The sequence below is a fragment of the Cellvibrio sp. ATLC23 genome, assembly GCF_057196725.1.
On record NZ_JBXUOS010000002.1, the window covers coordinates 38,329 to 57,074 of the forward strand.

The 18,746-nt window shown below is 46.2% G+C and carries 19 protein-coding genes and 1 other RNA gene; 12 read left to right on the plus strand and 8 right to left on the minus strand.

The annotated features are described in order from the left end of the window. Positions 1–117: 117 nt before the first annotated feature. From urtA to urtE, 5 genes are all read left to right on the plus strand, one after another. Complete coding sequence (gene urtA / locus AC2CG4_RS03180; RefSeq protein WP_484484887.1) at positions 118–1,416, plus strand: urea ABC transporter substrate-binding protein; 1,299 nt, start codon at positions 118–120, stop codon at positions 1,414–1,416. A gap of 222 nt (positions 1,417–1,638) precedes the next feature. Further along, positions 1,639–3,324, plus strand: a complete 1,686-nt coding sequence (gene urtB / locus AC2CG4_RS03185) for an urea ABC transporter permease subunit UrtB (RefSeq protein ID WP_484484888.1) — start codon at positions 1,639–1,641, stop codon at positions 3,322–3,324. A gap of 186 nt (positions 3,325–3,510) precedes the next feature. Further along, a complete protein-coding gene (urtC, locus tag AC2CG4_RS03190; RefSeq protein WP_484484889.1) occupies positions 3,511–4,662 on the plus strand; it encodes an urea ABC transporter permease subunit UrtC in 1,152 nt (383 codons plus the stop codon). Further along, entirely contained in the window at positions 4,662–5,474 is an 813-nt protein-coding gene (urtD, locus tag AC2CG4_RS03195) for an urea ABC transporter ATP-binding protein UrtD (RefSeq protein WP_062063370.1), read from the plus strand. The genes urtC and urtD overlap by 1 nt, the downstream gene beginning before the upstream one ends. 32 nt (positions 5,475–5,506) lie before the next feature. Next, positions 5,507–6,202, plus strand: a complete 696-nt coding sequence (urtE, locus tag AC2CG4_RS03200) for an urea ABC transporter ATP-binding subunit UrtE (protein WP_484484890.1) — start codon at positions 5,507–5,509, stop codon at positions 6,200–6,202. A 12-nt stretch (positions 6,203–6,214) separates the two neighbouring features. Here the strand turns inward: urtE and AC2CG4_RS03205 are convergent, their stop codons facing one another. From AC2CG4_RS03205 to AC2CG4_RS03220, 4 genes are all read right to left on the minus strand, one after another. Further along, positions 6,215–7,096 (minus strand): LysR family transcriptional regulator, encoded by an 882-nt coding sequence (locus tag AC2CG4_RS03205; protein ID WP_484484891.1) that lies wholly within the window; start codon positions 7,094–7,096, stop codon positions 6,215–6,217. A 21-nt stretch (positions 7,097–7,117) separates the two neighbouring features. Continuing rightward, positions 7,118–7,645, minus strand: coding sequence for a DUF2938 domain-containing protein (locus tag AC2CG4_RS03210; protein WP_484484892.1), 528 nt, complete (start codon positions 7,643–7,645; stop codon positions 7,118–7,120). Between the two features lie 9 nt (positions 7,646–7,654). Further along, positions 7,655–7,879: a DUF2798 domain-containing protein gene (locus AC2CG4_RS03215; protein ID WP_484484893.1), complete on the minus strand. Its 225-nt coding sequence runs from the start codon at positions 7,877–7,879 to the stop codon at positions 7,655–7,657. 175 nt (positions 7,880–8,054) lie between these two features. Then, positions 8,055–8,354 carry a hypothetical protein gene (locus AC2CG4_RS03220; protein WP_484484894.1) on the minus strand — a complete coding sequence of 100 codons (300 nt, stop codon included), beginning with the start codon at positions 8,352–8,354 and terminating at the stop codon, positions 8,055–8,057. A 352-nt stretch (positions 8,355–8,706) separates the two neighbouring features. Between AC2CG4_RS03220 and AC2CG4_RS03225 the strand changes: the two genes are divergently transcribed. The 5 genes from AC2CG4_RS03225 to AC2CG4_RS03245 all read left to right on the plus strand — a co-directional run bounded on the left by AC2CG4_RS03225 (position 8,707) and on the right by AC2CG4_RS03245 (position 13,344). Next, complete coding sequence (locus AC2CG4_RS03225; protein WP_484484895.1) at positions 8,707–10,170, plus strand: MFS transporter; 1,464 nt, start codon at positions 8,707–8,709, stop codon at positions 10,168–10,170. 59 nt (positions 10,171–10,229) lie between these two features. Continuing rightward, positions 10,230–11,252 (plus strand): glycoside hydrolase family 43 protein, encoded by a 1,023-nt coding sequence (locus AC2CG4_RS03230; RefSeq protein ID WP_484484896.1) that lies wholly within the window; start codon positions 10,230–10,232, stop codon positions 11,250–11,252. A gap of 71 nt (positions 11,253–11,323) precedes the next feature. Further along, positions 11,324–11,712: a transfer-messenger RNA gene (gene ssrA / locus AC2CG4_RS03235) on the plus strand. 160 nt (positions 11,713–11,872) lie between these two features. Continuing rightward, the gene (locus AC2CG4_RS03240; RefSeq protein WP_484484897.1) at positions 11,873–12,799 is read left to right on the plus strand and encodes a hypothetical protein; all 927 of its coding nucleotides are present in this window, start codon (positions 11,873–11,875) and stop codon (positions 12,797–12,799) included. Next, the gene (locus AC2CG4_RS03245; RefSeq protein ID WP_484484898.1) at positions 12,796–13,344 is read left to right on the plus strand and encodes a hypothetical protein; all 549 of its coding nucleotides are present in this window, start codon (positions 12,796–12,798) and stop codon (positions 13,342–13,344) included. Before AC2CG4_RS03240 ends, AC2CG4_RS03245 begins: the two co-directional genes overlap by 4 nt. 7 nt (positions 13,345–13,351) lie before the next feature. Here AC2CG4_RS03245 and AC2CG4_RS03250 read toward each other — a convergent pair whose 3' ends face one another. The 4 genes from AC2CG4_RS03250 to AC2CG4_RS03265 all read right to left on the minus strand — a co-directional run bounded on the left by AC2CG4_RS03250 (position 13,352) and on the right by AC2CG4_RS03265 (position 16,577). Beyond that, positions 13,352–13,582: a tyrosine-type recombinase/integrase gene (locus tag AC2CG4_RS03250; RefSeq protein ID WP_484485304.1), complete on the minus strand. Its 231-nt coding sequence runs from the start codon at positions 13,580–13,582 to the stop codon at positions 13,352–13,354. 51 nt (positions 13,583–13,633) lie between these two features. Beyond that, positions 13,634–14,071: a lysozyme inhibitor LprI family protein gene (locus AC2CG4_RS03255; RefSeq protein ID WP_484484899.1), complete on the minus strand. Its 438-nt coding sequence runs from the start codon at positions 14,069–14,071 to the stop codon at positions 13,634–13,636. Further along, a complete protein-coding gene (locus AC2CG4_RS03260) occupies positions 14,059–14,370 on the minus strand; it encodes a hypothetical protein (RefSeq protein WP_484484900.1) in 312 nt (103 codons plus the stop codon). Before AC2CG4_RS03260 ends, AC2CG4_RS03255 begins: the two co-directional genes overlap by 13 nt. Before the next feature lie 374 nt (positions 14,371–14,744). Then, a complete protein-coding gene (locus tag AC2CG4_RS03265) occupies positions 14,745–16,577 on the minus strand; it encodes a polysaccharide lyase family 7 protein (RefSeq protein WP_484484901.1) in 1,833 nt (610 codons plus the stop codon). A gap of 630 nt (positions 16,578–17,207) precedes the next feature. On the opposite strand from AC2CG4_RS03265, the gene AC2CG4_RS03270 reads away from it, so the two are divergent. Both AC2CG4_RS03270 and AC2CG4_RS03275 read left to right on the plus strand, forming a co-directional pair. Then, the gene (locus AC2CG4_RS03270; RefSeq protein WP_484484902.1) at positions 17,208–17,837 is read left to right on the plus strand and encodes a YigZ family protein; all 630 of its coding nucleotides are present in this window, start codon (positions 17,208–17,210) and stop codon (positions 17,835–17,837) included. 48 nt (positions 17,838–17,885) lie between these two features. Next, complete coding sequence (locus AC2CG4_RS03275; protein WP_484484903.1) at positions 17,886–18,743, plus strand: YciI family protein; 858 nt, start codon at positions 17,886–17,888, stop codon at positions 18,741–18,743. Positions 18,744–18,746: the final 3 nt, after the last annotated feature.

Consider the following 18,746-nt stretch of genomic DNA (forward strand, 5'->3'; position numbering starts at 1 on the left):
ATGTGTCGCCCACGATTAGCGTTAAAAGTGTTACCGGAAAAATGGTGTTAATACAAATCTATAAGCACCACTGATTTAAACCACTGAGTCATTTAAAACCATCTAGGAGAAAGACCCATGAAGCTGAAGAAAATAGCAAAACATGTCGGGGCACTCGGTATCGCCTGTGGCTTAAGCATCGCATCATTTAGCGCGGCAGCTGCAGATACGATCAAAGTAGGTGTACTGCACTCACTGTCCGGCACTATGGCCATTTCAGAAACCACGCTGAAAGACACCATGCTGATGTTAATCGAAGAGCAAAACAAAAAAGGCGGTTTGCTTGGTAAAAAACTGGAAGCAGTAGTTGTTGACCCTGCGTCCAACTGGCCACTGTTCGCGGAAAAAACCCGTGAGCTGTTAACCAAAGATAAAGTCGCAGCAATCTTCGGTTGCTGGACCTCTGTTTCGCGCAAATCTGTGCTGCCTGTTATCGAAGAATTAAACGGCGTACTGTTTTACCCAGTGCAATACGAAGGTGAAGAGTCTTCACGCAACGTGTTTTACACCGGCGCAGCGCCCAACCAACAAGCAATTCCAGCCGTTGATTACTTGATGAAAGATATGAAAGTAAAACGCTGGGTATTGGCCGGTACTGACTATGTTTATCCACGTACCACCAACAAAATTCTTGAAGCTTACTTGATGGCCAAAGGCGTAGCAAAAGAAGACATCATGATTAACTACACTCCTTTCGGTCATTCCGATTGGCAAAACATTGTGTCTGATATCAAACGTTTTGGTTCAGCCGGTAAAAAGACAGCGGTAGTGTCTACCATCAATGGCGATGCCAACGTGCCTTTCTACCGTGAACTGGGCAACCAAAAAGTAACCGCCGAAGATATCCCTGTTGTTGCCTTCTCTGTAGGTGAAGAAGAACTTTCTGGTATAGACACCAAACCATTGGTTGGCCACTTGGCTGCATGGAACTACTTCATGAGCGAAGAAAATCCAGCGAACGAGGCTTTCATCAAGCAGTGGAAAACTTTTATCAAGAATGACAAGCGCGTAACTAATGACCCGATGGAAGCGCACTACATTGGTTTCAACATGTGGGTAAAAGCGGTTGAGAAAGCCGGCACTACCGATACCGATAAAGTGGTTGATGCCATCATCGGCATTGAAGCGCCTAACTTGACTGGCGGCGTCAGCAAAATGTTGCCGAACCACCACATCACCAAGCCAGTATTGATTGGTGAAATTCAAGAAGACGGCCAATTCCTTACTGTTTCTCAAACCGATGGTTTGGTTCCAGGCGATGCATGGTCTGACTTCCTTGAAGGTTCAAAAGATCTGGAATCTGATTGGATCAAATTGAAGTGCGGCAACTACAACACCAAAACCAAAAAATGTTTAGGTGCTGCAGCTGCGCAATAATTATTGATTTAACCCGTAGGGTGGGTGGAGCCTAAAGCGACAAAAATTAGGAAATTTTTGCACAGCTTTAGGCTGCCCGAAGGGCGAGTGTCAGGGATGATACGAGTGCTACCCACCATTACAGAACACAGAAAATTATCGGGTATCGCTTTCGCTCCACCCAACTTACAAAACTATAAATTTCATCTCCTATTTTTAATTTGTTTAAACCGAGACACGATTATGCGAAACCAAACGCCGCTATTTGGAAGATGGCAAGTGCAATTGATACTACTGCTATCACTGTGCTGTTCAGCTTCGGTTTTTGCACAAGATGCTGAGATCAGCACAACAGCTGCAGCCATAGATACTGCCCCCACAGAAGCCCCCGCTTCCACAGCGCCAGAATTTGATACTCTGGTCAAAGCTCTCACCCAAGGCAGTTTACCCAAGCGCGCACAAACCGCTAAAAAATTAGGCCAGCTCGACGACCCGCGCGTAATCCCTATTATTACTGCCTTACAACAAGGCAGCCTCTATGCCGAAAAATCCGTTGACCCGCTCGTTGCCTTTAGCGATAACGCAGGCAATTATGTCAATGCACTCAATGGCGAAAAAATTCCGGCAACTCAAGCAGAACCCTTAAAGCGTGTACCAATCAACAACACCATGCGCTCCCAATTACGCACTCTGCTCGCCAGTTTAAATTTGAATGATAAAAAACCCGCGGTGCGTTTAAACGCGGTTAACCGCATGATTGCCGACGGTGTCGATGAAGACACTATTGCACTATTACAAGAACGGCAAAAAACCGAACCCAATGAAGATGTACGCGATGCAATTACCACCGCATTTGCGTTAATGAATTTGCAAAGTGAAAAGGCATCGGTGCGTATTGATGCCATCGCCGTTTTACGTGGCAGCCTGCAACAAGAAGTGCGCTCTGCCCTGTTGGATATCGCCAATAACGACAGCGACATCAAAGTAAAACAACAAGCACAATTTGCGCTTGATTCAATTGAAGATCGCATTTCTGCTTTTCGCTTGACCGAAAATATTTTCTTTGGTTTGAGCCTAGGCTCAGTGCTATTGCTCTCTGCCATCGGCCTCTCTATTACCTTTGGGGTGATGGGCGTGATTAATATGGCCCACGGCGAACTGATGATGATCGGCGCCTATGTGACTTGGGTAGTGCAACAATTATTTCCCAATCAAATCGCCTACAGTTTAATGATCGCCATTCCCTCCGCGTTTATTGTGGCGGGGCTAGTGGGTATCGCTATCGAGCGCGGCGTAATTCGCTTTTTATACGGCCGACCACTGGAAACTCTGCTCGCCACCTTTGGTATTAGTTTGATTTTACAGCAAGCCGCACGCAGTATTTTTTCACCGCTTAATCGCGCGGTGGAATTGCCTGAGTGGATGAGCGGCTCACTGGTCATTAACCCGGTGCTCTCCATCACCTACAACCGTTTGTATATTTTTATCTTCGGTTTGATCGTATTTTTTGCATTGCTCGCGATTCTTAAAAAAACCTCGCTCGGTTTAAAAGTGCGCGCCGTATCGCAAAACCGCGCTATGGCACGTGCAGTAGGTGTACGCGCAAGCTGGGTAGATGCAATGACCTTTGGTTTGGGTTCGGGCATTGCCGGTATCGCCGGGGTTGCGCTGTCACAATTAACTAACGTTGGCCCTAACCTCGGTCAGGCTTACATTATCGATTCGTTTATGGTGGTGGTATTTGGCGGTGTGGGCAATTTGTGGGGCACACTTGTTGGCGCTATGGGCTTAGGTATTATCAATAAATTTTTAGAACCCTATGCCGGTGCGGTCCTCGCAAAAGTATTGGTATTGGTGCTATTGATTCTGTTTATTCAAAAACGCCCCAAGGGAATTTTCCCGCAAAAAGGTCGCGCGGCGGCGGATTAACTTGCGACGCTTTGTAGGTTGGTGGTGAGCTTGCGAACCCCAACATTCACATTTGCAAAACGCACACTGCCAGAATCGAGAAAAACACAACGCCTATTATTGATTTTGGTTTATACGGATAGATGGTCATGTTGGGGTTCGTTCCTCACCCCAACCTACGCAACCAATAATTGAGAGACTTATTTAATGTTAACTCAACGTTTATTACTCAGTGATCGCGGCGGCATGATTGTACTGGGGCTGGTATTAATCGCCATGGTGCTGGTGCCGGTGTGCAACCTCTTAATCCCAGAGAGTTCATCACTGCACATATCCACCTTCATGGTGACCCTGCTCGGAAAATTTTTATGTTACGCGCTGCTCGCGCTGGCAGTGGATTTAATCTGGGGTTACTGCGGAATTCTATCACTCGGTCACGGCGCCTTTTTTGCGCTGGGCGGCTATGCGATGGGTATGTATTTAATGCGTCAAATCGGCCCGCGCGGTCAATATGGCGACCCATTGCTGCCTGATTTTATGGTGTTTTTAAACTGGAGTGAATTACCTTGGTATTGGCAGGGTTTTGATATGTTCTGGTTTGCCATGTTGATGGTAATTGTAATACCCGGTTTGCTTGCATTTGTGTTTGGCTGGCTCGCATTCCGCTCGCGCGTAACTGGCGTGTACTTTTCAATTATCACCCAGGCGCTGACTTACGCCCTGCTGTTGGCATTTTTTCGCAATGAAATGGGTTTTGGTGGCAACAATGGTTTGACCGATTTTAAAGATATTTTGGGTTTCCCCATCGCCGCCGATGGTACACGCATATCCTTATTTTTAGCCTCAGGATTTATGCTAATTATCGCCTACATCGCCTGCCGTTACATTGTGACCTCGCGTATGGGGAAAATTATTGTATCGATTCGCGATGCCGAAACCCGTACACGTTTTTGCGGATATAAAGTGGAATCCTACAAACTTTGGTTATTTGTTTTTTCGGCGGTGCTTGCCGGTATCGCTGGCGCACTCTATGTGCCGCAAGTGGGCATTATTAACCCCGGTGAATTTTCACCACTCAACTCGATTGAATTAGTGGTGTGGGTCGCAACCGGCGGACGCGGCACATTGTTTGGGGCAATTGTCGGTGCCTTTACTGTTAACTACGGCAAAACCATTTTCACCTCATATTCACCCGAGACTTGGTTATTTGCCTTGGGTGCACTGTTTGTGATTGTCACCCTGATATTGCCCAATGGTTTAGTCGGCCTGTTTAAACGCAATAAAAGAACACCTGCTGAAAATACCGTTACCGCGGTTGAAAGCAAAACCGAAACCGCTGCAACCAAGGAGACGGTGTAATGAATATTTTTTCGCAAGCACGCCGCACACTCGGGCAACCCGATCCTAATTTTGGCGCGCCGCTGGATACCACCAAAGGCACCATCTTGTACGTGGAAGGCATCAGTGTGAGTTTTGATGGTTTCCGCGCGCTCAATAATTTAAACCTCTACATCAATGAAGGTGAATTGCGCTGCATTATCGGCCCCAACGGCGCTGGCAAAACTACCATGATGGATGTGATCACCGGTAAAACCAAACCGGATGAAGGCAGTGTTTATTTTGGCCAACAAATTAATTTGCTGGAATTATCTGAACATCAAATCGCTCGCGGTGGTATCGGCAGAAAATTTCAAAAGCCCACCATCTTTGAAGCATTGAGTGTGTACGAAAATCTGGAGTTGGCCACCGCCGCCGATAAACGTGTGTGGTGGACACTCACACAACAACTTAACAGCGCACAGAAATACCGTATCGATGAAGTGCTGCTGCAAATAGGCTTGGCCGAACTGCGCCATAAAGATGCTGGTGCGCTGTCTCACGGCCAAAAACAATGGCTGGAAATTGGCATGTTGCTGATGCAAAACCCGCGTGTATTGTTAGTCGATGAGCCGGTTGCTGGGATGACCGGTGAAGAAACCGAAAAAACCGCTGAGCTGTTAGTGTCACTCGCCGGTGATCACTCGGTGATTGTGGTGGAACACGATATGAAATTCGTGCGCTCTATCGCACGCAAGGTCACGGTATTGCATCAAGGCTCGGTATTAACCGAAGGCACTATGGATCAGGTACAAAATGATCCAAAAGTGATTGAAGTCTACCTTGGTGAATAACAGCCAGCGAATAACATCGGGATAAATACATCATGCTCGACATAAAAAATATCAATCAATATTACGGTCAAAGCCATATTCTGTGGGATTTATCGCTCAATCTAAAAGAGGGCACCTGCGGTTGTTTGATTGGCCGCAACGGCGTAGGCAAAACCACCCTGCTCAAATGCATCACCGGTTTGCTGCCAGTGCGCGACGGCGTTATCAGCCTCAATGGTTATGACATCAACAAACTCTCTACCGAAAACCGTGCGCGCGGCGGAATCGGTTTTGTACCGCAAGGTCGGGAAATTTTTCCGCTGCTCACGGTGGAAGAAAATTTAAAAATTTCACTCGGCGCACGCAAAGATAAATCGCGTTTTATCCCCGGTTTGATTTACGAATTGTTTCCGGTGTTAAAAGAAATGAAACATCGCCGCGGCGGCGATTTATCCGGCGGCCAGCAACAACAGTTGGCGATTGGCCGCGCATTGGTGCTCGACCCCAAATTATTAATCCTCGACGAACCCACCGAAGGTATCCAACCCAACGTGGTGCGCGACATTGGCGAAGTCATCCGCAAACTCAACCGCGAATTAGGTTTAACCGTGTTGCTCGTCGAACAAAAACTCCCCTTCGCCCGCCGCGTCGCCGATGATTTTTTTATTATGGAAAAAGGCAGCGTAGTCGCAACTGGACCAATTACTAACTTAAATGATGACTTGGTGCAGCGCTATTTAAGTGTTTAATTTTTCCGGCTGTTATTGGATTACATTTTCTCGCAAGGTAGTTAACACAGCGGCAATCAGGGGTTCCTGCTGTCGCTGTGCCAATACGGCAAAATATAGCGGCACTTGTTGCTGAACATCGCCCAGCAACACCACCTCGCCTTTCTCTTGCGCTTCAAGAGCGGTATCAGCGTGCAGAAACCCCAACCCTACGCCACCCGCAATTAAACTGCGCGTCACCTTTTCATGATCCACATTAATTTGTTTTTGCGGGCGAAATTTGTGCCGCTGAAATAATTGTTCAGCCACATTACCGCAACAACTATTCGGTGCTGGACAAATCCAGGGCATGGCTGCCAACACTGACCAATCAAACGATTTGGGATTGGCAACCCATGCCGGCGGTGCAGCCAAATAAACACCAAAGCTGTCTACCGGCAATTTAAATAATTCAGGCGATGTGCTGCCAGAATCCGCAAAAAATCCCGCATCTAATTCCGCGCGACTAATCGCCTGCTCTATTTCGATGGAGCTGCCGTAATGCAAATGCACTTCTACATCGGGATACTGCTCAGCAAACCGCGACAATAATCGCCCCAGTATTAATGCACTAGGTGCGCGATTAGAACCTAAACGAAGTTGCCCACCCGCCCCTTCACGTAATTGGCGCGCCTGCGCCAATAATTCGCGGTGCAGGTGCAGCAATCGCTCAGCGGTTAACAAAAGTGTTGCGCCCTGCTGGGTAAGGCTCATCCCCCGTGCATTGCGCTCAAACAATAAAAAACCGACCTCGTCTTCCAGCGCTTTTATATGTGCACTCACTGCGGGCTGGCTCAAACACAAGATATCTGCCGCGCGAGTAATACTGCCCTCACGCGCAATAGTGACAAATGTTTTGAGCTGATAAATTTCCATCCCATGCACATCCACTAATAGTTATGCCATTTGAGTCAGCAGCTGCAGATAAAGACAGCCAGCACAATAAAGCCCCACACCAAATACACTATGTGTCATCAGCGTTTTTAAGCGCGCACGCATTGGGTTGGGATTTTTCGCAGCAGCAACGCCAAATCCCAGCGCAGGCTGCATCACAAAAAAAGGAAAGATTAGGGTCGCCAAACCCAGCGCCATTGCGGCAGCAAATGCCTGCAACCTATTATCACCCAACCACTCCAACCAAGCTCCACCTGATGGCAACAGCAATAAACCCGCGTATATAACGCCTATCAGATAATGAATACTCCAGCCGAGCGCACATTCACCAGCACGAGGCGCGGTGGCCGTAATTTTAGTGTGATAAAAAATGCCGTTTGGCATATGCCCCAGCCAGCGCCCAACCAGACAATAACTTAACGATGGAATAGCAAATACTCGCTGTAGCAATAGCGCCCAGATATCCATTACCAACGTTGCACCAACACCAACCACCAAGCTCGCTAATAACAATTCATTCAGCATATGCATAGCCCTCTCCTAATCACGCACTACCGCGGCGGCCAACCTGCGTACCAAAGGCGTAACCAAAATAATCGCGGGCAACGCCACCGAGAATGCGAATAACCAAGCCTGTAGCCAGCGCAGCACAAGGCCATCTACCAAACCGAGATTAAACAAACTGATGACCAACGACATAATGCCGGACATCAACAAGGCCATAAAAAACGAGAACACCAACGGCGCATATTTCTTAGCAATCATTCACTTACTCTCCACACAAAGGCACAACTAAAAGCCCTGACTGGATTAGTCAGGGTTGATGTTGGTTACTATGAGCTTAGCCTCGCAGGAGATCCAATTGAATATTTGAAGGGAAGCCCTCAGGATTACTGAGGGGCAGGTAAAAAAGTGTAAGAGTCGATAAGTGGCAGAAAGGTTAGTGACTCAGGCAGTCAATCCATTGCTCGGGGTTAGCTAGAATAAATTCATAGGTGTCATTATTTAACATCGTAATGCGAATGGCATCGGAGGTTATCGGAATAATGCCACCAGCCATACCCTTACACTGTTCAACTTTTGCAATGGACTGTCGACTCAAGTTATAAGGTCCCAAACTGAATTCTTTGCCAAAGGGTTCAAAAGACACTTCGTTCTCTGTTACAAACAGCTTGCCATCAGACCTGATGGCCCCGTATTGAAAGCTCGCATAAGACGATTTAACGATTTGCGCTTGCATATGTTTTCACTCCGTTTGAAATTGCTGGTACTGGTTATCTATCGCTAAGTTTTACTGACGTTGGTTTCTTGCTCATCTCGTTTTCTCTGGCGACCAGACTGCCCACTGTGAATCCGGCGCCTATTAAGTGTACACCATCCAGCGTTATATACTTCTTGACTATAACCCCCTATTGAGCGATTCTAGTGCCGACAAGTATACCGGCGGTTTTGCGCGCCAAACCTTAACCGGTGTCAACATTTGGCCAAATTAAAGTCTGGCCTTTTACTAGCCACATTAAGCAGTCAAGTTGGGCAGCTAACGCCTGACATGCTACTGTAAAAGCTTCATCACATAAGAAGATAAACCAAAAATGACTCAAGCACCCTCACAAAAACTGTCTGTTGTAGAGAAAGTCGGTTACAGCCTTGGCGACCTCGCCGCCAATCTGGTATTTCAGACCTTTGTTACCTTTATTGCCTATTACTACACCGATGTTTACGGTCTGGCTCCCGATAAAGCCCAATGGGTAATCGGCACCTGTGGTTTGCTCGGCGGCGTGTTTTTAGCCCCCATTATCGGCATTCTGGCTGACCGCACCCGGACCCGCTGGGGTAGCTACCGCCCTTGGATACTGTTCACATCGGTACCCTTTGCAGTATTGATTTTCCTTACCTTCAGCACGCCCGATCTCGGTGAAGCCGGCAAGGTTATTTACGCCTTCACCACACTGTTGCTGCTGATGTCTCTTTATACCGCCAACAACCTGCCCTACTCTGCATTGAGTGGTGTACTGACCGGCAATATGGCTGAACGTAACAGTCTCTCCAGTTATCGTTTTGTGGCAGTGATGGTTGCACAACTTATTATTCAAGCCTTGTTGCGCCCACTGGTATTAGTCATGGGCGATGGTGATGAAGCTGTCGGTTTTGAAAAAGTGATGCAAATTTTTGCTGTCGCCAGTGTCATCTGCTTCGTGATTACTTTCCTGACCACCAAAGAAAGAATGCAACCGGAAAAGTCCGATACCCCTATCAAGCAGGATCTTGCAGACTTGCTGAAAAATTGGCCCTGGGTAGTAATGTTGCTTTCTGTCGTACTCTTGTTTCTCACGCTTGCTCTTAAAGGCGGCGCCTATGTCTACTACTTCAAATACTACGCTGACACCCAAGCCCTGACGCAATTCTTCGACACTATTGGCTTTGCTCAATTGATTGCAAATATTCAAAGCGTCTGGCCAAATTTCAAATGGCCAACAGAGCCAGATGCCTCCGCCTTTGGATTATTCAATGGCGCCGGGATATTGATGATGATTGTGGGGATTGGTTTGTCCAAACCTCTGGCCGACCGTTTCGGTAAACGGAATACCTTTGGCTTAGGCCTGTTTGTTTCCACACTCTTTATTTTAATATTTTTCGCCATCCCAAAAGACTCTATAGGCCTCATGTTCACCTCACAAATTCTGCACGGTTTTACCTATGGCATCACTATTCCATTGCTATGGGCAATGATTGCCGACGTCGCTGATTTCTCTGAGTGGAAAAATTTCCGTCGCGCCACAGCCATTATTTTTTCGGCCATGATTTTGGGGTTAAAGGGCGGCTTAACCATTGGTGCGAGTGTGCTCGTAGGCCTACTCGCCAGTTACGGTTATCAGCGTGGTGTGGCGCTCCAGGCTGATGAAACAGTCGAAGGCATTAGGCTCATTGTCAGCTTATACGCTTCAATTCCGTTTTTTGTTATCTGTGCGTTAATGTTCTTTTATCCCATTAACAAAAAAATGGAATCTCAAATCGAAACTGATTTGAGCGAGCGCCGCAAAGCGGCAGGCAAATAAATTTGTCTGAGAAAGCCAATTGAATGGGTAATTTTTAAAATTGAAAGTGAGATATTGTTATGGCTGCTGAAGAAACCCTAGCACCGGAAGTAATCGCGGATTTAAAAGCGCGCGCGATTTCCCAACCACTGGTTGAACACATCTACACCGCCGACCCCTCGGCGCATGTGTTTGACGGCAAGATTTACATTTATCCATCGCACGATATTGAAGCGGGCATTCCGTTTAACGACAACGGCGATCATTTCGGCATGGAGGATTACCACGTAATCTCCCTCGACTCGCCCGATAGCCCCGCTGTTGATAACGGCGTGGCTCTGCATGTAAAAGATGTGCCCTGGGCCAAACGCCAAATGTGGGCACCGGATGCAGCGCATAAGAATGGCAAATATTATTTATATTTCCCCGCAAAGCGCGCGGATGATATTTTCCAAATTGGTGTCGCAGTGGGCGATTCACCCGTAGGCCCATTCAAAGCCGAACCCGAAGCGATCAAAGGCAGCTACACCATCGATCCGGCGGTATTTGAAGATACAGATGGCGAGTACTACATGTACTTCGGTGGTATCTGGGGCGGCCAGTTGCAGAATTATCGCAACAATCAATACGACGCAACTCGCGGCGAACCCGCAGATAACGAGCCAGCACTCGGCCCAATCGTTGCGCGCATGAGCGATGACATGTTGCAGTTCGCCGAAACACCGCGCGAAATTAAAATCCTCGATGAAAACGGTCAGCCAATCTTGGCCGGCGATCACGACCGCCGCTTCTTTGAAGCTTCGTGGATGCACAAATACAACGGCAAATATTATTTCTCTTACTCCACCGGTAACACCCACTTTTTGTGTTACGCCACCGGCGATAACCCCTACGGCCCCTTTACCTATCAGGGTCGCATTTTGGAGCCAGTGATCGGCTGGACCACGCACCACTCTATCGCCGAATTTCAGGGTCAGTGGTATTTGTTCTATCACGATTCGGTGCTGTCAAAAGGCATCACCCACTTGCGTTCGGTGAAAATGTCCCCACTTAACTACAATGCGGATGGCAGTATTCAAACCATTGTTCCCTATCGCGACTAATAGGGGTAGAATGCGCCACTCGCCCCTTGACGTGGGAAGATCGCAAGAACAACCCTTCAGGTCAGGCGATTGGGGTCGATTTGGATTCGACGCTGGTAACAAAGTCTTAGGTGCATGTCGTGAGGGTAGCCAATCACGTAAATCCAAAGCTGCAAACTTACAGTTGCCAATGATGACAACTACGGTGCCCAATTAGCTGCGTAAGCAGCTTTTGAAAGCACCATTTAGCGGTTCGCCGCTAACGGTCTTTAACAAGGTGCCAGTACCGCGTTAACGCCCGTCATATAGAACTGGATCGCAGTGAAGCCTGCCTGGGGTGGATCAGCTAAAACTTATCAGGATCGCGTTTTACGTCCCGCCCGCTGGGCTGTAAAGCGCTAAATCAATAGGCGGTTCTAAACATGTAGAGCCGAGGATGGAGTGCTGGCGGACGGGGGTTCAAATCCCCCCGGCTCCACCACATATAGAACCCTAACAGATTGATTCTGTTAGGGTTTTTTTACATCCACTTTGATTTTAACTCACTTGTGGCCACCTGAAACTACGATAAGCTATATTTATCGCGTATTATCAAGCTGAAAAATAATAAGACTATTCAGGTTAAAGGATCAAAATAGGACATGCACTCAATATCTCCGTACTGCCTTCGCTGTTTCAACCCATTGCTTCCAGGCAAAAACCATGACAAATATGTAGTACTGAGTAAGGTAGGGCAATATGATCTATTTAAACTCTTAGAAAGCTTTATCAGCGATAAGCAGGCTCACTTTAAAATAATGGAAGCCTCGAAGCAGGTATTTCGTTTCCAGCAAATGACGTTTGACGCCGCTAAAAGACAAGTTTATGGATGGCTACAGGTTGGATCGTATGCCACTAAAAATGACATTATCGACATCAATACAGGGAATGTAGATTTTGAAAAAACTCAAAAGCATGCACTGATAGTCAACCACTACATCCATTTTTTTGTTCCAAAAGATTTTAATGAGGGTGTGGCGATCTTGCATTCATTCAGTGGGAATGGAGTTAAAACTCTATTTCACAACTTATTCAAAGATTATTTTAGCCACTACACTAAATTGAATTTGCAAATGAACCCCTTGTCGTATGATAAAGCAATGGCAAATTGGCAGGATGCAAACGCGATTGAAATTAAGGTCACTAAATTTATCGGCTTTTCCGACAAATCAGATCAACTATCTGGTCTTGGCCACAATGAAAAAGAGCTTGTTATTAAGCCCCCTAAAAAGCAACGCCTTGGAAAACTGCGAGATTTTTATAACAAGGACAGTGCACAAGCTAAGGCTGTGGAAGTACTAGCCCCAATGGGCAGCCAAGTAAAAACTGTCGTGGAGATGAATGGAAGAACTCGGACATTTAGAATTGGCCTACCAGAATATAGTTCGCTGTGTGAGATCGAGCTCGATGAAAAAGAAGTAACTCTTATCGACGGAAATCCAGAATTAACATCGCTTCATAAATGGTGTACGTCTATTATTAAAGATTATGCTTTATCTATGTATCCAGGACTGGACATAAAACTATGAGCAACAAAATAAACATTAAGAGCATAATAAGCGGCCATATCAATACGCTAAAAGACGCAACCACGGGGAAAAAATCAATTCTTGATCTCTGCGTATTTTTTGGATTGCCACTTTTATCAGCGATCATATTTTTGCTATGCAAGTCAAATCTAAGCAAAGAAATCGCATCACTGCTTGTTAATTTTGGATCAATTTTTACCGCGCTTTTATTGAGCGTTCTTGTGCTTGTATATGACCAATCTAATAAACTCAAAGAAAAGAGCTCTGAAGATATTTTATTTAGCGTAAGAAAAGATTTACTCGACGAACTGTACTACAACATATCTTATGCCGTAATAGTATCTATTGTGCTTGTTCTATCCTGCCTTATCCATACGATACTTTTTGACAAAATAAGTACTTTTAATATTGCAAAAATAAATTGCCAATTCAGCTTCAACTATGGCATCTATATTTTTACCCCGTTAATTGTGTTTCTCACAACAAACGTAATCCTAACGATCATTATGGTTGTTAAAAGAATGCACACCCTTTTAACAACATAAATATTTTTCACAGCCTTAGTGCATTTTTGTGTAACACTTCTAAAAAGTGGTTATCTGACAGGTGAGCGTATCTCATCGTCATATTTATCGAAGAATGCCCGAGCAGTTTTTGTAAAGTTAAAATATCCCCACCATTCATCACAAAATGACTGGCAAATGAATGCCTCAATACATGAGCAGCCTGCCCTTGAGGTAATTTAATGTTAGCTGCCTTCAACGCCCGACCAAATGCGCTGATAGAGCTGCCTCCACTTTTGGAGGCATTGCAGCATTACAACCCATACCATATTTATCGCAAAGGAAGAGCAACAATTGAGCCAAGTAACTGTTCCGCACGCCGATTATTTAGCTCGGTAATACAAGCGAATCGTCTTACATCAAGCGCATTACCAATTGCCCCACCGCCAAGCGACAAGGCAAATTGACACTGCGCCTCTCTGTACTTAATAAACTCTTCATTCGCACTTTTAAGCTTGGCTTTTGCAGCACTAATATAGTCAGGATCTTCATCCCATTTTTCCAAGGATTGACTCACTTTGCCTTCGGCACTTTTTAGATTAAGTTCGCTCGACTTCAATTTTTTCTGTAGACATTCACGAATGCCAACTAGGTCATATGAGCACTCATCACGAAGCTCAAATTCACTTTTGATTTCACTGTTGGCTAAGGACGAATAACTTAATGACAACAAAATCCCAAGCCAAAATATAATTACTAATTTGCGCATACAGCTGCTTTTCCTTTGCGTATTAGGGATAAGGCGTAGGCTAGTTTTTTAGCGTAGTTGGGGTCGCCGCCGCCGTTATAGCGTTGGGCAATGGCTTGGGTTGATATTGGCCTCCAGCCAACGATAACTCTTTTTACAGATGCCTTTTGATACTTCAGCACCTGTCCTTTCTGTAGCAAAATAGCGTCATATGCAGTCCTTTTTGTTATGCGCCCATCAGTATTTATTAGCGCACGCGAAGGAAAGCGAAACAGCATTTTTAAAAAGTATCGATTTTTCACAAATAGAAAATGTGGCATCTATTACCGCATAAAAGGATCGCAATTCTAACCACAAAAACCATGTTCGCTTTTTATGAATCACCCGAGAGAAAAGAATCAGAACAACAGCCATTTTGAACCCAGTTTCAAATCCTCCCGCACCTTATTTATGGACGCCGGTTCAACTCCTCATTTTTTATATAAACCACCCAAAATGATCCACAAATTTGGTACACCAACGCAATCTACAAGGGTGCTGAAGGCTTAAAAATCAATGAGTTAGGTGTATCCGGGAGCAAATCCCCCCGACTCCACCACATAACGAACCCCAACATATTGATTATGTTGGGGGTTTTTATTGCTTCATCAATATCTACCGAAGGCAGGGCGCCTCCTGTGGATGTTGTTTGCGCTTACTGCGGATTAGTCAGAATCAACGAGTACATCTCCAAGGTTGAGCTATCCCAAGTTGTGGCATAGCGACCTTCGGCGAAGTTTTTCGCAACGCATACAGAGTTGGTGTTGCCTAAATAATCGATTTTCGAACAGGTTTGAATATACAAGCCCGCTTTGTAGTAGCAAGAACCTACGACTCCGACCATTGCAATATCTTTACCTGTTGCAGGGTTGCGGGTGTCTTTGGTTGCACCTGTGCGGAGATTTTTGTAAACAACACGCATGCCTGACGGCGTAGTGGTTACATCAATAGTGTGCTCATCACCCAGCTTGTAAGCAGTATCCAATACTACGGTAGTTGTATCGTTATTGAAGCGGGCTTCCATTACTCCGGTATCCGAGACGCCATTGGCACCAGTAGCCGGACCAAAATATTTCACCATCAAGTTATCGTTAGATGAATCGTGAATCTGTGCCACAGTTGCGTTAGGCGCGTCGGTTTTGGTGGTGGTTAACAACTTTTGGCGAACGCTCATGCCATTACTCGTACCAGTACAATTCCACGCAGCATTGGTAGTGCCGTCGCTTTGCATTTCACGAAGTTCGGAGCGCGCATACGCGGTGCCAGTGCTGGTTCGGGCGCCGCCGGCGATGGATTTAAACACTATGCTAGTGCCATTGGCACCAAGCTTGAAGTAATCCGGATGACTGTAGGTTTTCAGTGTGGGATGCTTGATCTCACCGGCTTTATTGGAGTCATTAGTGAAGCTAATCGGTAAAGTGATTTTCCAATTTTTTAAGAACTGCACATCGGAAAGATCTGCCGGCACACCATTGGGATTCGCCGAACTGGACGCAACGGAAGAAGCCAAGCTTGATGAGCTACTGCTAACGGCAACAGATGATTTAGATGAGCTGGCAACCGGAGCAGTGCTAGATGCCGCACTAGATGCAACCACTCCACCACCCACTAAAGCAAAGCTGTCAAAGCGACCTTCGCCACCATTGTATGCGCCTGCAATGGTCACTGAAGTTGCAGAACCAGTGCTGAAGGTAAGGCTTTGCTTGGCCCAGCTGCTGGTATCGCCAGCTTGTGTGTAAGTGGTGCCGTTAAGGGTTGCAGTCAGCTTGCCCTTGCCCAGCAAATAGGCGCTCAGGGTGTAAGTGGTGTTAGCAGAAACACTTAAAGAGCGGGAGAAAATACCGCTGGATCCATCGATTTTTGCCGACTTTGCGCCTTCATAAACATCGCTGGTTGAAATGGCGGCGCTGCCACTGCTGGTCCAATCGGTCCAGCTGCTTTCAAAGCCAGGGTTGGTAAAGGTTTGCGCTGCCGCTGCGGAAGAGGCTGCACTTGAGGCAACAGAAGTCGCTACCGATGATGCCACCGAAGAAGAGGCAACGCTGGTTGAATCCAGAGTGAACGCATCGAAACGACCTTCACCACTGTTATAGGTGCCGGAAATAGTAATACTAGTGGCAGAACCAGAGTTAAAGGTCACCGTTTTTTTAGTCCAGCTGCTGCCGCTATGAGAGGCAGTATAAGTAGTGCCATTAACCACGGCATTCAGCTTACCCTTACCCAAAATATACGCGCTCAGGCTGTAATTGGTGTTGGCCGATACACTAACCACACGCGAAAAAGTGCCTGAAGAGGAAGACAATTTTGCCGATTTACTACCTGCGTAAGCATCGCTAGTAGAGATGGCCGCACCACTGCTACTAACAGTCCAGCCAGTCCAACTGCTTTCAAAGCCATCATTACTAAGCGATACAGAAGCTGCATGAGACAAAGACGCAGGGAGAATGCAAATGCCGAGTGCGGCAATTGCGTGTTTATAGTTCAACATAGATAGTTACCTGTGATTTATTAGAAATTATTGTGGGTTGCCTTTAATCCATCAGTAGGTGTTCGACCACTTCAGTTGTGTTCGTCAACAATATTAAACATCGCCCACAACAAAAACTAGACTCATTGGTAATTCTTATTTTCATAAATTGGTATTACCAAACAGAGGAGCTTGTCGAAAAACACAAAAAAGTGGGTGCCGCTTTTCCAGATCAGTATTCTTTTTGGATTTTTTATTTCGCCGTAAAATCATTGTAATTACTTGTAAAATATAACTTTTTATTAATTAATAACTTATTTTAAACAAAAAAACCTGACTTGTATTTCAACCATATTGATGTTTTATGGCACGATTTTCTGAGTGTAAGAAATGTGAAAAATTCTCCTAAATTTTTTAAATAGTAAAATTGGTAATAACAACAAGTGTGTACTTTAGTAACCATGGCAGGGATAAACAATAGAAAATTGGAATGACCAACAAATTAAATGGTATTACCAACAAAGAGGAGACAATAGGCAGCGCGATAAAAATATAGGCTGGGGAATAAAGTGAGGGGGTACAATGCCCAACCTCCCAACCCCTCTGGGATTAGAGGCGATCAAACGCCCCCACTGAGACAGTATCCAGACCATGTCCTCCTACACCATCCTCGCCGACGCAATCGAATCTGCCACTGAAGAAAAGAACAGCGATTTTTTAACCTTTCTTCATCCCGTGACTTCACGCGAAGAAGCGATTACACATGTTGATGCCTACCGCAAACAGTATCCCGATGCCAACCATGTGTGCTGGGCTTATGTGATTGGCAATACGCGGCAGCCACAAACCCAGGCCTTTAGCGATGACGGTGAGCCATCCGGCACGGCGGGAAAACCTATGTTGCACGTGCTGACTGAACGGGAGGTAGGCAATTCGCTCGCCGTAGTGGTGCGCTATTTTGGTGGAGTGAAGTTGGGCGCGGGTGGTTTGGTGCGCGCTTATTCGGGCGCGGTATCTGCAGCCGTCAATGCGGCGCAATTGGTGGCAGTAACACCGAGTGTACATATTCAAGTGGCGGTAGATTTTGCGCGGGAAACGAAAATCCGCCACCTTGTTGCGCTCTATCAAGGGCAAATTTTACAGGTGGATTACGCCACCCAAGTCACCTTGGAAATAAACTTGGCGGCAGCACAAGCAGAACGATTTGCGCAGCAAGTTATTAATGAAACGGCTGGAGATGCAGTTGTCGATTTCCCCAATGCTCATTCGACTACTGGATAGCAACAACCAATCCCGATCCTTAACACTAGCCTAAAAAGGAAATCCAATATGAAAGTGATGGTCATGGTAAAAGCATCCCCAGGTTCAGAAGCGGGGAAAATGCCGACAGAAGCATTAATGATAGCGATGATGAATTTTAATGCGGAGCTGGTGAAAGCCGGCATTATGGAATCCGGCGATGGACTAAAACCCAGCAGCCAAGGTGTGCGCGTACGCTTCAGTGGCGATAAACGTGTAGTGACCACTGGCCCATTTACCGAAACTAATGAATTAATCGCCGGTTATTGGATTTGGAATGTAAAGTCGATGGAAGACGCCGTCGAATGGGTGAAGAAGTGCCCCAACCCGATGGACGACGAAGATTCCGATATCGAAATCCGCAGCTTCTATGAGATGGATGATTTTGCCGCAGCAGATCCCGATGGCGTAATACGAGAAAAAGAAAACGCGTTACGCCAGACGATTGCAATGCAAAAAGTAGAGGTAAATAACTATTTATTCTTCTCAGGTCGCTGCGACGAGGCGCTGGCGTTTTATCAACAACACTTGAGTGCCGAAATTAAATTTTTAATTCGCTTTAATGAATCGCCGGAGCCAATGCCCGAAGGTATATTACAGCCAGGCTTTGAAAACAAAGTGATGCACGCAGAAATTAGCCTTGGCAACGTGCGAATGATGGTGTCGGACGGCTGTAATGACGCAGACCAATTCAGCGGTTTCCGCATCGCATTAAATGTACCCAGCGCAGATGAAGCCCAGCGCATTTTTACCGCACTGGCGAGCAATGGCGGCAAGGTTGATATGCCATTAAGCAAAACCTTTTGGTCGCCGCTTTATGGTCAGGTAACAGATCAATTTGGCGTGGGTTGGATGGTGATGTTGCCGGGTGATGAACCGGCACAATAAGTT

Excerpts from the sequence above, each read along its gene's own strand:
- AC2CG4_RS03215 (WP_484484893.1), bottom strand. The coding sequence starts at position 7,879 with ATGATTGCTAAGAAATATGCGCCGTTGGTGTTCTCGTTTTTTATGGCC.
- AC2CG4_RS03210 (WP_484484892.1), bottom strand. The coding sequence starts at position 7,645 with ATGCATATGCTGAATGAATTGTTATTAGCGAGCTTGGTGGTTGGTGTT.
- AC2CG4_RS03265 (WP_484484901.1), bottom strand. The coding sequence starts at position 16,577 with ATGTTGAACTATAAACACGCAATTGCCGCACTCGGCATTTGCATTCTC.
- AC2CG4_RS03220 (WP_484484894.1), bottom strand. The coding sequence starts at position 8,354 with ATGCAAGCGCAAATCGTTAAATCGTCTTATGCGAGCTTTCAATACGGG.
- urtD (WP_062063370.1), top strand. The coding sequence starts at position 4,662 with ATGAATATTTTTTCGCAAGCACGCCGCACACTCGGGCAACCCGATCCT.
- AC2CG4_RS03270 (WP_484484902.1), top strand. The coding sequence starts at position 17,208 with ATGTCCTCCTACACCATCCTCGCCGACGCAATCGAATCTGCCACTGAA.
- urtA (WP_484484887.1), top strand. The coding sequence starts at position 118 with ATGAAGCTGAAGAAAATAGCAAAACATGTCGGGGCACTCGGTATCGCC.
- urtC (WP_484484889.1), top strand. The coding sequence starts at position 3,511 with ATGTTAACTCAACGTTTATTACTCAGTGATCGCGGCGGCATGATTGTA.
- urtE (WP_484484890.1), top strand. The coding sequence starts at position 5,507 with ATGCTCGACATAAAAAATATCAATCAATATTACGGTCAAAGCCATATT.
- AC2CG4_RS03275 (WP_484484903.1), top strand. The coding sequence starts at position 17,886 with ATGAAAGTGATGGTCATGGTAAAAGCATCCCCAGGTTCAGAAGCGGGG.
- AC2CG4_RS03230 (WP_484484896.1), top strand. The coding sequence starts at position 10,230 with ATGGCTGCTGAAGAAACCCTAGCACCGGAAGTAATCGCGGATTTAAAA.
- AC2CG4_RS03225 (WP_484484895.1), top strand. The coding sequence starts at position 8,707 with ATGACTCAAGCACCCTCACAAAAACTGTCTGTTGTAGAGAAAGTCGGT.
- urtB (WP_484484888.1), top strand. The coding sequence starts at position 1,639 with ATGCGAAACCAAACGCCGCTATTTGGAAGATGGCAAGTGCAATTGATA.
- AC2CG4_RS03245 (WP_484484898.1), top strand. The coding sequence starts at position 12,796 with ATGAGCAACAAAATAAACATTAAGAGCATAATAAGCGGCCATATCAAT.
- AC2CG4_RS03240 (WP_484484897.1), top strand. The coding sequence starts at position 11,873 with ATGCACTCAATATCTCCGTACTGCCTTCGCTGTTTCAACCCATTGCTT.
- AC2CG4_RS03260 (WP_484484900.1), bottom strand. The coding sequence starts at position 14,370 with ATGCCACATTTTCTATTTGTGAAAAATCGATACTTTTTAAAAATGCTG.
- AC2CG4_RS03255 (WP_484484899.1), bottom strand. The coding sequence starts at position 14,071 with ATGCGCAAATTAGTAATTATATTTTGGCTTGGGATTTTGTTGTCATTA.
- AC2CG4_RS03205 (WP_484484891.1), bottom strand. The coding sequence starts at position 7,096 with ATGGAAATTTATCAGCTCAAAACATTTGTCACTATTGCGCGTGAGGGC.